This is a genomic window from Streptococcus sp. 343_SSPC (genome assembly GCF_001072385.1).
Lineage (GTDB): Bacteria > Bacillota > Bacilli > Lactobacillales > Streptococcaceae > Streptococcus.
The window spans coordinates 1-13185 of the sequence record NZ_JVKU01000008.1 but is presented as its reverse complement, the minus strand read 5'-3'; the positions used below and the strand labels follow the sequence as shown (position 1 = coordinate 13185).

Annotated in this window: 10 protein-coding genes; 4 read left to right on the top strand and 6 right to left on the bottom strand. The window is 42.5% G+C overall.

The window, feature by feature from the left end:
• Positions 1 to 32 precede the first annotated feature (32 nt).
• From pulA to ADH27_RS01045, 6 genes are all read right to left on the bottom strand, one after another.
• Positions 33 to 2084, bottom strand: a complete 2052-nt coding sequence (pulA, locus tag ADH27_RS01070) for a type I pullulanase (protein WP_048715040.1) — start codon at positions 2082 to 2084, stop codon at positions 33 to 35.
• 8 nt (positions 2085 to 2092) lie between these two features.
• Positions 2093 to 3076, bottom strand: a complete 984-nt coding sequence (locus ADH27_RS01065; RefSeq protein ID WP_048715038.1) for a LacI family DNA-binding transcriptional regulator — start codon at positions 3074 to 3076, stop codon at positions 2093 to 2095.
• Positions 3077 to 3087: 11 nt separating this feature from the next.
• On the bottom strand, positions 3088 to 3900 hold the full coding sequence (locus ADH27_RS01060) for a maltodextrose utilization protein MalA (RefSeq protein ID WP_048715036.1): 813 nt from the start codon (positions 3898 to 3900) through the stop codon (positions 3088 to 3090).
• A gap of 228 nt (positions 3901 to 4128) precedes the next feature.
• Positions 4129 to 4971 (bottom strand): sugar ABC transporter permease, encoded by an 843-nt coding sequence (locus ADH27_RS01055; protein WP_006596980.1) that lies wholly within the window; start codon positions 4969 to 4971, stop codon positions 4129 to 4131.
• Between the two features lies 1 nt (position 4972).
• A complete protein-coding gene (locus tag ADH27_RS01050) occupies positions 4973 to 6268 on the bottom strand; it encodes a sugar ABC transporter permease (protein WP_048715034.1) in 1296 nt (431 codons plus the stop codon).
• Positions 6269 to 6349: 81 nt separating this feature from the next.
• Positions 6350 to 7606, bottom strand: coding sequence for an extracellular solute-binding protein (locus tag ADH27_RS01045; RefSeq protein ID WP_048715031.1), 1257 nt, complete (start codon positions 7604 to 7606; stop codon positions 6350 to 6352).
• A 472-nt stretch (positions 7607 to 8078) separates the two neighbouring features.
• Between ADH27_RS01045 and malQ the strand changes: the two genes are divergently transcribed.
• From malQ to nrdI, 4 genes are all read left to right on the top strand, one after another.
• Positions 8079 to 9608, top strand: coding sequence for a 4-alpha-glucanotransferase (gene malQ / locus ADH27_RS01040; RefSeq protein ID WP_048715028.1), 1530 nt, complete (start codon positions 8079 to 8081; stop codon positions 9606 to 9608).
• A gap of 43 nt (positions 9609 to 9651) precedes the next feature.
• Positions 9652 to 11910, top strand: a complete 2259-nt coding sequence (glgP, locus tag ADH27_RS01035; protein WP_048715026.1) for a glycogen/starch/alpha-glucan family phosphorylase — start codon at positions 9652 to 9654, stop codon at positions 11908 to 11910.
• 173 nt (positions 11911 to 12083) lie between these two features.
• The gene (locus tag ADH27_RS01030; protein ID WP_006595384.1) at positions 12084 to 12596 is read left to right on the top strand and encodes an ABC transporter permease; all 513 of its coding nucleotides are present in this window, start codon (positions 12084 to 12086) and stop codon (positions 12594 to 12596) included.
• A gap of 55 nt (positions 12597 to 12651) precedes the next feature.
• Positions 12652 to 13119 carry a class Ib ribonucleoside-diphosphate reductase assembly flavoprotein NrdI gene (gene nrdI, locus ADH27_RS01025; protein WP_123160721.1) on the top strand — a complete coding sequence of 156 codons (468 nt, stop codon included), beginning with the start codon at positions 12652 to 12654 and terminating at the stop codon, positions 13117 to 13119.
• The last annotated feature ends 66 nt before the right edge of the window (positions 13120 to 13185 follow it).

Below are 13185 nucleotides of genomic sequence, written 5' to 3'. Positions count from 1 at the left end.
AATTCCTGCAAGAACTTCTTGCAGGAATTTTTTTATGCTTGTTCTACTAAGATCCAACCATGGGCTGGAACGGTAAATTCTTCTTGAGAAAGCTCTTGCTCTCTCCCATACACATGAGGGTAAGCAATCGCTAATTTTGCAGATTGTTTGAGACGATAAGTCCATTCTTGATCCCCAAGGTTGACCAAAATAAGCAACTTACGCCCATCTTTCTCGATGCTGTATGAGAAGGTGTTCACCGAAGTCCAAGTAACTTGACAATAGTCTCGAATGGCCTGGGCATTCACAAGGCGGAGGAGCTCTTCCTTTTTACGATAGGCAATCAATTCGCGCAGGAACTGAATGTCTGTCTCGTAAGACATAGAGGAAAGCCAATCTAGCTGGTTTAGGCTATCTGGCAGATTATAGGTGTTTTCTTCTAGGCCCTTGCTGCGATAGAACTCTTGACCAGCATGTAGGAAGGGAACTCCTTGAGCTAAGAGAACCAAATGCAAGCCAAGACGTGCTTTAGTATGACGAAGTTCTGGTGAAATGGTAGGATCTTCCACTTTGAGATAATCATAGAAGGTCGCATTGTCATGGCACTCTACATAGTTAATCGCCTGTTGAGGACGAACAAAGTGAGGAGCTCCTTTACATCCGATATTAGCTGTCAAGACATTAGCAAGATCATTGGCCTGATAAGGACTGTCTACTCGCCCTTCATTTAAGATACTACGTTTAATGGTATCACGGAAATTGTCACTAAAGAAACCATAAGGACGGAGTTGCTCTGCGTTATATTGATGAGCGAGGAGATCTGGCTCCAGTCCAGTATCCATCTTCCAACCCTCCCCATAGAGGTAAATATTGGGATAAATAGCTGTTAATTCTTCTTGAATTTCCATCATGGTTTGACGATCGAGGATTCCCATGAGGTCAAAGCGGAAGCCATCAAAGCCGTAGAGTTGGACCCACTGTTTGACAGATTGTTTGATGTAGTTGCGAACCATAGCCCGTTCACTGGCTACATCGTTGCCACAGAAGGTCCCGTTGGTTCGCTGCCGGTTTTGGTCATAACGGTAGAAATAGCCAGGGACAATCCGCTCAAAGGCAAAGTCATCAGATAAGTAGACATGGTTATAAACCACATCCATGATGAGACTGATATCTGCCTTATGATAGGCATCAATCACCTGTTGCAACTCCAGAATCCGTTGGTAAGGATCATTTGCTTGGGTACTAAAACTTCCTTCAGGAACATTGTATTGCACAGGGTCATAGCCCCAATTGTAGCCAGAAGTAGGGCTGCTTTCATCCACGCTTCCGAAATCATAGAGGGGCAAGAGCTGAATATGAGTAATGCCCAGGGATTTCAAATAGTCAAAGCCAAAGGACTGTTCTCCATGCTTAGGAGATTCTAAGAGGGCTGGGAAGGTTCCAGGATGATGGAAACCAGCTTCTTTTTGCATGGAGAAATCCCGGACACTCAGTTCATAAATAATGGCCTCAGTCGGATCCAATTGCGTCGTTGCTCTCTGAATGGGGCGTTCAATCTTGTGTCGGTCGATGACATAGCTAGCTCCTGAATTGGCTTCAGAAGAAAGAGCATAAGGATCATGAACGATATGGGTTACACCGTTGACTTGATGTTGGTAGTAGTAAGAGGCTTTTTCCCAATCTCCCTCAAGTTCTAGACGCCAAACTCCTTTTTCTGTCCGCTCCATCGGGTAGGTAGTTTGGTTGATCAAGAGCTCAACCTCTTGAGAAATGGGAGCCCAGAAGGCAAAGGTCGTTTTTTCTTTTGAGTAATGAGCTCCTAAATCCTCTCCATCATAAGCATATAGCTGATCAAAGATCGGTTGACGGACAATATCCCGGTATTGAAGGAGACAGGTTTCTCCCTTAGCGTTGGAGAGGGTATAGCTTTGACTTAAGTCGATAGGAAGGGGGCTTCGAAGAGTTTTTTCTTCCTCTGTCGGTAGAAGTTCGATCGTTTTCGAACCAGACGTCAATGTAAAAGGAAGAGAGGCCATTACGCTCTCTCCTCCTTCCATGCGAATCAGGTCTTGGTCGTCTAAATAAGCTGCAAAGTGAGTGATCATAGGTTCTCCTAAAGTTCAATAATCGAGTGTTCAATGAGCTGTCTGTAGCAAACAGTTTTATTTTCCTTGTTGTCCTTAATAATTTGAAGTAAGGTTCTGACAGATTCGCGTCCCAATTCGACCGTATTGATATCAATATAGGCGTCAATTGGAATCCGTGGCTGAATAGAGTCGAAAGAAATAATTGGAAGATCGACTTGTTTGTCGCTCAGGTATCTCCGAACCCCTTCGGCAACTAGGATATCCGTTGTCATGAGTGCTTCCAGTTCTTCAAAAGGCAGGGTATCCATGATTTGGTAAGAATTTTCTTCCAGCAAGAAACCAAAGGAGAACTTGACCAATTCCTCACGGAGAGGAATCTGGTGACTGGCAAGAGCTTCTTGGTAGCCCTTGTAGCGGTCTTGAGAAACGGCCAATTCCTTATTTCCTCCAAGGAAGGCAATATGTTTGTATCCCTTGTTGATGAAATATTCGGTCGCATCAAAGGCGGCCTTAACATTGTCGTTATCGACTAAGGATACAAAAGGAGAAGTTGCTTTTCCCAAAATCAAGAAAGGAAATTTATCTTGAATACAGAAGTCAACCAGAGGATCATTTAATTTGGAATAGAGGAAGATGAGCCCATCTACCCGCTTACCATAGATCATCTGTTTGAGTTGATCGAGGCGGTGGGTTTCATTAGCCCCTGTACAAATCTGAATGGCATAGCCATAATCAGAAGCAACTTGACTAATCCCACGGAGGACCGTAGGGAAGAAGGGGTTTTGGAAGAACACATCACTCTCATCAGGCAAGACAAGGGCAATCACCTGACTGGACTGGCTCACTAAGCTACGAGCATTGAGGTTTGGATGGTAATCTAGTTCTTTCATGGCAGAACGAACCCGTTCTTTAGTGGCTTCACTGATGGTAGATTTATTTTGAATCACTCGTGTAACGGTAGATGGTGCAACGCCAGCAAGTTTGGCGACATCTTTGATAGTGACACGCATATAGGACCTCCCTAAGGTTTGTAATCTGGATCCCGGAAATGAGTCTTATAGAAGGCAAGCGCGAGGAACAAGACAAATAGGATATTTTGGATCAAGATGGTTGTCGTAAAGACTTGGTGGAATACTAAACTGATCAGGACGCTCGCAAGAATAGGCAATCCAAGACAGTTGAGAGTGAAGTTGAAGCATTCTTTGAAGGTCTTGAGAGAGAAGAGACGTGACTTCCGTGTCAAGAAGAGGAAGAAGGAAGCTCCAAATACTAAAATGGCAAAATTCACAGCAGATAAGAAACCTGAGAAGAGGACGAGAAAGAGGCTAACAGCCAATCGATTGGCCTGGAACCAATCTTTGGAAATGGCCTTAGTGAGTTCCTTTTTGTCCTGGATGCTCTCTTGATTGATGGCTTGGTAAGGAATCGTAGCTAGTTCTTTCTTTTCTTTACTTACAATCAATTGGTTTTTATCGAAATAAAGAGTTAATTTTTCTCCTAATTGAGTTCCTTCGTGATGGCCTAAGATAACATGACCAGTCTCATTTTTATGAACTCCAAAATGACTGTTATAGACTAGTTCTTGCTGATTTATCTGTATGTTTTCTTTAAAATCCTTCATAACATCGTCTGTTAAGGGATCAAAGACATCACTAACGAAGGTGGTTAAGGGGTAGGTCTGTAGTTCCGCATTTTGAACGGCAACAGGAATGAGGGTCAAGGATAGAAGAAAGAGTGAGGTAAAGATCATTTGGAACCAATTAAGTTGTTTGCGGTTGGCAAATGCTTTTCTTACCTGAAAAAGGCTGGAAAAATAGTTAAATGGATAGGGCATGAAGAGACCTTTCTAATCTCCGGGATGGATTTCCCTTGTATGGAGAGCATAACATGATTTTATCCTTAACCAAAGATGGGAGAGAAACTGGTAGCAAATCAATCAACTTGCTACCCTTGTCCCACTCCCATCCTTTCCTTAAAGATAAAATTAATGTGACTGGGAGAAAAGCACGAGAGAGGATCTCGTCCTTTTCATCATTGCTGGAAGGTTTTAGAAAAGTTTATTTTATCCTTTATCTCCACCAGCTGTCAAGCCTGAAACAAAGTTCTTTTGAAGGAAGAAGAACAGTACACAGATTGGGACTGCAATCAGAATCGCACCTGCCGCAAAGAAGGCAATCTTTTGATTTTTTTGGTCGCTGATAAAGGTTTGAAGACCAACAGCTACCGTGTAATTGATTTCATCGCGAAGCAAGAATTTAGACAAGATGTAGTCTCCAAAAGGTCCCATGAAGGCCCAAAGAGCTTGGACCGCAATCATTGGGCGAACCAATGGAAGGACGATTTGCCAGAAGCGACGGAAGTGTCCAGCACCATCCAATTTTGCAGATTCATCAAGTGAAATTGGGACTGTATCGAAGTAACCCTTCATCAACCAAGCGTTCATTGGGATTCCCCCACCGACATAGAGGAAGATGAGGAACCAGCTGTGGTTCAAGGCATTCAACATCAAGGCCATAACGAAGAAGGCAGTCAAAGCAGCCATGGTAGGGACCATTTGGATAATCAAGAAGAAGACCAAACTTTGCTTACGAGCCAAGAAGTTATAGCGGCTGTAAGCATATCCTGCCAATGTAATGATGGATGTTTGAGCAACCATGGTAATAATGGCGATGATCAAGGTATTGAGGTACCAAGTACCATATAGGGTATCCGTAAAGAGTTTTTGGAAGTTATCGAAGCTGAGACTGCCACTGAAATCAAGCGTAAAGGCACTGACGTTACCCGTTTTGAAGGCTGAAAGAACCGTAATCAACAAGGGATAGATGATGATGATGGAAAGGACAACCAAGTAGAGGTAAGTCAAGAAATGATTAAGGCGGCGTTTAAATTGAACTGAATTTTTCATTTTACACATCCTCCATATCAAATGCGTGCAGTTTCTTGAAGGCAATCATCGAGATTGAGATGACAATCAGAGAGATAATCAACGTAACTGCAGCAGCCATTGAGTATTGAGGTGATGAGTTCGTTGTCAATTTATAAATCCAAGAAATCAAGATATCAGTCGAACCAGCATTTCCTCCAACAGATCCAGGTCCACCATCGTTAAAGAGGTAGATAATGGAGAAATTGTTAAAGTTGAAGGTGTATTGGCTGATGAGCGTTGGTGCCGCAACCGCCAAAATCATTGGGAAGGTAATGTTGCGGAATTTTTGCCAAGCGTTGGCCCCATCAATATAGGCTGCTTCGTAAAGATCGTTTGGAATAGATTGCAAGATTCCGAGTGTCAAGACGTAAATGTAAGGGAAGCCGAGCCAACCTTGCATCATAATCAAAGCAATCTTCGTCCAAGTAGGATCCGTTTTCCAAGGAATGAGAACCCCATCCAAGAATGGGAAAATCTTCGCAAAGAGCGGAAGAACTTGCGCATTGATGGCCCCAATACTATCGTTGAACATGTTTGAGAAGGTCAAGATCGTAATGAAGGCAGGAACCGCCCAAGGAAGAAGGAAGATAACACCGAAGATGCGTTTTCCTTTAATGAATGGTTGATTAGCAATAATAGCCGTTAGGATACCAAGAACGATTTGAAGAGTAGAAGCTGCCAAGGCCCAGATCAAGGTCCAGCCCAATACAGATGTAAAGGCAGAACGGAAGGTACTCAAAGTCCACATGTTGGTGAAGTTTTGAAGTCCGATCCAATCAAGGAGCGTAAAGCGAGCTGTATGCTTAAAGTCGTAGTTGGTAAAGGCAATCATCAAGGTAACCAAAACAGGGAAGATGATTGCAAAGGTCATGGCAATATAAGAAGGGATGATCAAGAGATAGGGGAAGCCATTTTCATAGATAGCATTCACCATCTCTTTTAGGGTCTTCGGCACTCGAATACCGTTATTAATCCGCTTAGCTACAGTACCCGCATCTTTGATATTCAGAGCGTAGAACATCAAATAAACGACGGTGATAATTAAGTGGAAGGCACCACGAATCAAGATAAAAAGAGAATTATCTTTTCCACGGACAGTACCGAGAGTAACGAGTTTAGACAATTCTTCCAAACCAATACCGAAAAAGTAAGCGAGAAAGACAAGTGTTACACCAAGGAAGATGTATCCTTTTGCTTTCTGTTTGTTATAGATTTGTCCCAAGCCAGGAATGAGGGATAACCACATTGCCTTTTTTGGATTTTGTTGTATTTCCATATCGACTCCTTATAAGTGAGCGACCAGAGGCCACATCACAGCGAAAGGCTGGGAAAGATTCCCAGCCCCTTGGGAACTGTATTACTTGCCACCGAATTTTTGTTCGATAGTTTCTTTGATTAATTTCACAGCACCGTCAGCAGCATCTTTAGCAGATTTCTTACCACTTACAGCGTCGAAGAGCATAGTTGCAGCTGGATCCCATACAGTACTCATTTCAGAGATGTTTGGCATTGGTTGTGCATTTTCAAACTGTTTAACAACGGCAGTTGTCAATTCATCGTTTTTACCAACAGCGTATTCACGAGCTTCTGTGTTAGCTGGCACTTCGTTAGTCTTATCGTAGAAGGCTTTTTGTTGATCAGTTGAAGTCAAGAAATCAACAAATTTTTGAGCTGCTTCAGGGTTGTTAGCACCTGCAGGGATAACCCAAGCTTTACCACCACCGAAGGCAGAGTATGCTTTTCCGTTTGGAAGGGTAGGGATAGTTGCTACACCATAGTTTACTTTTGCTTCTTTCAATGAAGATGCTTTCCATGGTCCATCGATGATGGCAGCTGTCTTACCTTCTTGGAATTGAGTTTGGATGAAGTTTGCAGCACCTTTAGTGTCTTGCAATCCTTTAGGCCATTTAGCGTACCAAGTTTTCGCGTATTCGATACCGTCGATAGCACCTTGGTTGTTCAAACCAATGTCTTTTGGATCTGTACCATTTTTACCGAAGACATATCCACCGTTACCTGAAAGGAGTCCGTATGCATAGTAGAAGTTTGTCCAGTCAGCAAGGAAGGCAGTATTTTTACCATCTTCACCAGCGAAGTCATATTTGCTATCTTTTGCTAATTCTTCAAGTTCACCAAACGTTTTTGGAGCTTCTTGCAAGAGGTCTTTGTTGTAGTAAAGAACCAATGTTTCGATAACTGCTGGGGCTCCGTATACTTTACCACCGTTTGTTACAAGTGATTCAGTTGTTTTGTCAGTCTTGCTGTCTTTGTTCAATGCGACTTCAGCCAATTGACCATCGTTACCAAGACCACCTACACGGTCGTATGGTGCCATCATAACGTCTGGAGCTTTACCAGATTGGTTGTCAAGAGACAATTTGTCCAAACCACCAAGAGCGTCACCAGTCTTGATGTTTACTTTTGTGCCACTTTCTTTTTCAAAAGCTTTCGCAGCTTCTTCCATATAAGATTTGTAACCATTATCGACGTAGACGGTCAACTCGTTTTTAGCAGAAGAAGAATCTTCTTTTTTGCCTCCACAAGCTACCAAAAGAAGTGATGCGAATCCAACTGTACCAAGTACAGCAGCGCTTCGAAGAATTGTGCGTTTCATGATTTATTCCTCCTAAAGAATAAAAATAAGATTATTAGTTGAAAACGTTTTAGACAAACGTTTTCCTTAACACGAATAGTATATCACAGGGAGAAAACGTTTGCAAGCTCTTTGTGCAAAAAATTTTAAAATTTTTTTATCTTCTATTATATACACATAAATAGTTGACAAGAAAATGAGAAAGGGATAAACTAGGCATGGGGTTAACCTGCAGAAAAAATCATAAAAGTTTAGGAAACCTCTTGCATAAACCACAGGAATACTTTATAATGGACAAGTAACGCAAACGTTTTCCTTAAACGTTGCATAAAGATGATCTAGGGTCATTTATAAATAGGTTAAATTCAGCTCTATGTCTGATGACTGCCCTTCTTCTGTTCTTTCTGAGAGTTGGAGTGGGAACAGAACAGTGTAGAAGGTTGGTCTATTTTTCTTTGAAACAAAAAATATTAAACTAAAGGTGGTACCCTCAATGAAAAAACGCCAAAGTGGTGTCTTGATGCACATTTCATCCTTGCCTGGGAAGTATGGAATCGGTTCGTTTGGCCAAGCAGCCTATGATTTTGTGGATTTCCTCGTTCGTACCAAGCAACGGTATTGGCAAATTTTGCCTCTCGGAACAACAAGCTACGGGGATTCTCCCTATCAATCCTTCTCGGCTTTTGCAGGGAATACCCACTTTATTGACTTCGATCTCTTGATCGAGCAAGGGGTCTTGGATGCATCTGATGTCGAGGGTGTTGATTTTGGTCAAGACCCAACAGAAGTAGACTATGCGAAGATTTTCGAACAACGTCGTCCTCTTCTAGAAAAAGCGGTTAAAGCTTTTATCGAAAACGGTGATTGGGATGACTTCAGCCGTTTTGCTGAAGAGAATGCAGCTTGGTTGGAATTATTTGCTGAATACATGGCTATTAAAGAGCACTTTGAATTAAAAGCATGGACAGAGTGGCCAGACGCTGCGATTCGTGCACGTCAACCGGAAGCCCTTGCATCCTACCGCGCTCAATTGGAAGATAAATTGACTTACCATCGTGTAACTCAATTCTTCTTCTTCCAACAATGGTTGGCCTTGAAAGCTTATGCCAACGACCACCACATTGAAATTGTGGGAGATATGCCAATCTATGTAGCGGAAGATTCAAGCGACATGTGGGCTAATCCTCATCTCTTCAAAACAGATGAAAACGGAAAAGCAACTTGCATTGCAGGATGCCCGCCAGATGAGTTCTCAGCAACTGGTCAACTTTGGGGGAACCCAATCTATGACTGGGAAGCAATGGACAAAGATGGCTACCAATGGTGGATTGAACGCTTGCGTGAAAGCTTCAAGATCTATGACATCGTTCGGATCGACCACTTCCGTGGTTTCGAATCATACTGGGAAATCCCTGCTGGTTCTGAAACTGCAGCACCAGGTAAATGGGTCAAAGGTCCTGGCTACAAACTCTTTGCAGCCGTGAAGGAAGAACTCGGTGATTTGAACATCATCGCTGAGGACCTTGGCTTTATGACGGATGAAGTTATTGAGCTTCGCGAACGTACTGGCTTCCCAGGAATGAAGATTCTTCAATTTGCCTTCAATCCTGACGATGAAAGTATCGATAGCCCTCACTTGGCACCAAACAACTCTGTGATGTACACTGGAACACATGATAACAACACAGTTCTTGGATGGTACCGCAATGAAATCGACGATCCAACTCGTGAGTACCTTGCTCGTTATACCAACCGGAAAGAGTACGAATCTGTACCGCATGCTATGCTTCGTACCGTCTTTGCTTCTGTCAGCTTCATGGCGATTGCTACGATGCAAGACTTGCTTGAGTTGGATGGTTCAGCTCGGATGAACTTCCCATCAACTCTTGGTGGTAACTGGTCATGGCGGATGACAGCGGATCAATTGACTCCAGCTGTTGAGCAAGAATTGCTTGATTTCACAACGATCTATCGTCGTGAAAACAAAGACTTGAAAAAAGAAGTTAAGAAAGCAGAAAAATAATCTTTCCCTATTAAAATTGTTGAAACAAAGGAGACTTTAAACCATGGAATCATTACAAAAATATGTGATTGATCATCATCAAAAAACAATTGCAGAATGTTCAAACGAAGAATTGTACATTGCTTTGCTTAATTACACCAAGCAGGCAAGTGCCCAAAAGAAATTAAATACTGGTAAGAAAAAAGTTTACTATATCTCAGCTGAGTTCTTGATTGGTAAACTCTTGTCGAACAACTTGATCAACTTGGGTCTGTACGATGACGTCAAAAAAGAATTGACTGACGCTGGCAAAGACTTGATCGAAGTCGAAGAAGTGGAATTGGAACCATCACTTGGTAACGGTGGTTTGGGACGCTTGGCAGCCTGCTTTATCGACTCTATCTCAAGCCTTGGTTTGACAGGGGATGGGGTTGGTTTGAATTACCACTTTGGTTTGTTCCAACAAGTTCTTAAAAACAACCAACAAGAAACGATTCCAAATGCGTGGTTGACTGACCAAAGCTGGCTCGTTCGTTCAAGCCGTAGCTACCAAGTGCCATTTGCACACTTTACATTGACTTCTACGCTTTATGATATCGATGTACCTGGTTACAAGATCGAAACCAAGAACCGCTTGCGCTTGTTTGACTTGGATTCAGTTGATTCATCCATCATTGAAGATGGTATCAACTTTGACAAGACAGATATCGCTCGCAACTTGACTCTTTTCCTTTACCCAGATGATAGTAACCGTCAAGGTGAATTGCTCCGTATCTTCCAACAATACTTCATGGTTTCAAACGGTGCACAATTGATCCTCGACGAAGCGATCGAAAAAGGAAGCAACTTGCATGACCTTGCTGACTATGCAGTTGTACAAATCAATGATACTCACCCATCTATGGTCATTCCTGAGTTGATCCGTCTCTTGACTGAACGCGGTATCGAAATGGATGAAGCCATCTCTATCGTTCGTAGCATGACGGCTTACACTAACCACACAATCCTTGCGGAAGCCCTTGAAAAATGGCCACTTGAATTCTTGCAAGAAGTGGTTCCTCACTTGGTACCAATCATTGAAGAATTGGACCGTCGTGTTCGTGCTGAACACAAAGATCCAGCTGTTCAAATCATTGATGAACACGATCGTGTCCACATGGCCCACATGGATATCCACTATGGATACAGTGTAAACGGGGTTGCAGCTCTTCACACTGAAATCTTGAAGAACTCAGAGTTGAAGGCCTTCTACGACCTTTACCCAGAAAAATTCAACAACAAAACAAACGGAATTACCTTCCGTCGTTGGCTCATGCATGCCAACCCAAGCTTGTCTCACTACTTGGATGAGATCCTTGGACGTGACTGGCACCATGATGCTTCTAAGTTGGAAGACCTTCTCTCATACGAAGATAAAGCTGCTGTCAAAGAAAAATTGGAAAACATCAAAGCCCACAACAAACGTAAATTGGCTCGTCACTTGAAAGATCACCAAGGTGTGGAAATCAATCCAAATTCTATCTTTGATATCCAAATCAAACGTCTTCACGAGTACAAACGTCAACAAATGAACGCTTTGTATGTCATCCACAAATACTTGGACATCAAGGCTGGTAATATCCCTGCTCGTCCAATCACAGTCTTCTTTGGTGGTAAAGCAGCTCCTGCCTACACCATCGCTCAAGATATCATCCACTTGATCCTTTGCTTGTCAGAAGTCATTGAAAACGACCCAGCAGTAGCTCCACACTTGCAAGTAGTGATGGTTGAAAACTACAACGTGACTGCAGCAAGCTTCTTGATCCCAGCATGTGACATCTCAGAACAAATCTCACTTGCTTCTAAAGAAGCTTCAGGTACTGGTAACATGAAATTCATGTTGAACGGAGCTTTGACTCTTGGTACTATGGACGGGGCAAACGTGGAAATCGCTGAGTTGGTTGGCGACGAAAACATCTACATCTTCGGTGAAGATTCAGAAACTGTTATCGACCTTTACGCGAAATCTGCATACAAATCAAGTGAATTCTACGCACGTGAAGCTATCAAACCATTGGTTGACTTCATCGTGAGCGACGCTGTTCTTGCAGTTGGTAACCAAGAACGTTTGGAACGCCTTCACAATGAGTTGATCAACAAAGACTGGTTCATGACCCTTCTCGACTTGGAAGACTACATCAAAGTCAAAGAGCAAATGTTGGCTGACTACGAAGACCGTGACGCATGGTTGGATAAAGTCATCGTCAACATTGCCAAAGCAGGATTCTTCTCATCTGACCGTACCATCGCTCAGTACAACGAAGATATCTGGCACTTGAACTAATTTGTTTTCGACATTCTAGAAGCAATATACTTAGAAAGAAGAGCTCCTTTTGAATCATATCCTGATTTAGAGGGAGCTTTTTTAGAACAGGATCGCTGGGAAAATCTAAACTTGCGCTTCCCTAAGGTTCACGTTATAATAAATACTATGGATATTAGAAACGAGGAAATACAATGAAGAAAAATCCAATTTATATGTATGTCTTGCTAGCTCTATCAGCGATGGGAACTCTATTAACTGCTCAGTCCTTCTTTGGATTGGCTAAAGTGGAGCTCACAGATGAAATGGCAGCTTCTTTGAACTTAACCACTGCTCTTGAACGGGAAGAATACAAAGCCTTCCTTGAGAAATTAATCGTAGCCTTACGCGGACCGATTGCTTGGTTGTTGCTATCTCTTTTGATTGGGGGCTTGATTGCAGTTGCCTATTTCTTCCTGTCTAAAAAGGATATTGTTAAGGCGACCTATGCCTATATGGGACAGATTGGTGCCTTTGTCTTAATGAGCTTGCATAATTTCTTGTCTTATCGTTCTTCTATGTCTGTGATCACGTCAGACAAATTGCGGACCTTGTTACAGGCTTCTAGCTTATATGCACTTGTCTTGAGTGTGGTTGTAGCCCTTGTTTACTTGGGAATCCTCCTCTACAAATTGAAAAATAGACCAGCTAGCGACCTTCAAGCTTAGATCATAGCATTAAAAAACTCCTCAAGTCTGGAACAAAGAAGAGGAGCTGGTCTGATTGGAGAAAAAAATGAAAGTATGTTTTGTCTATATCAGTTTAAGTGGCAATACTGAAAGTTTTGTTCGTCGTCTCAGTGATTATCTATGGGAGCAGTACCCCGACTTGGTCATTGAAAAAATCCATGTCAAAGACCTAGTCAAAGAAGGGAAGCCCTTCTTTGAAGTTGATACACCTTTTATCGCCTTTTTGCCGACCTACCTAGAAGGAGGAAATGGTGTTGATAATGGAGATGTGGAAATTTTAACGACCGATGTAGCAGACTTTATCGCCTATGGAGACAATGCCACTAAATGCTTGGGAGTTGTAGGATCAGGAAATCGCAACTTCAACAATCAATATTGCCTAACGGCCAAGCAGTACAGCCAACGCTTTGGTTTCCCTATGCTAGCAGACTTTGAGATGCGAGGAATGCTAGGGGATATCAAAAAAGTAGCGGCCATTGTAGAAGATTTGTATCGTCTTTAAAACAAAAGAGGCTGGGACAAAAGTCCTAGCCTCTCAATTGTCTTTGGATTATCGAGCAAGACGCAG

Excerpts from the sequence above, each read along its gene's own strand:
- pulA (WP_048715040.1), bottom strand. The coding sequence starts at position 2,084 with ATGATCACTCACTTTGCAGCTTATTTAGACGACCAAGACCTGATTCGC.
- ADH27_RS01030 (WP_006595384.1), top strand. The coding sequence starts at position 12,084 with ATGAAGAAAAATCCAATTTATATGTATGTCTTGCTAGCTCTATCAGCG.
- ADH27_RS01060 (WP_048715036.1), bottom strand. The coding sequence starts at position 3,900 with ATGCCCTATCCATTTAACTATTTTTCCAGCCTTTTTCAGGTAAGAAAA.
- ADH27_RS01055 (WP_006596980.1), bottom strand. The coding sequence starts at position 4,971 with ATGAAAAATTCAGTTCAATTTAAACGCCGCCTTAATCATTTCTTGACT.
- ADH27_RS01045 (WP_048715031.1), bottom strand. The coding sequence starts at position 7,606 with ATGAAACGCACAATTCTTCGAAGCGCTGCTGTACTTGGTACAGTTGGA.
- ADH27_RS01065 (WP_048715038.1), bottom strand. The coding sequence starts at position 3,076 with ATGCGTGTCACTATCAAAGATGTCGCCAAACTTGCTGGCGTTGCACCA.
- glgP (WP_048715026.1), top strand. The coding sequence starts at position 9,652 with ATGGAATCATTACAAAAATATGTGATTGATCATCATCAAAAAACAATT.
- malQ (WP_048715028.1), top strand. The coding sequence starts at position 8,079 with ATGAAAAAACGCCAAAGTGGTGTCTTGATGCACATTTCATCCTTGCCT.
- ADH27_RS01050 (WP_048715034.1), bottom strand. The coding sequence starts at position 6,268 with ATGGAAATACAACAAAATCCAAAAAAGGCAATGTGGTTATCCCTCATT.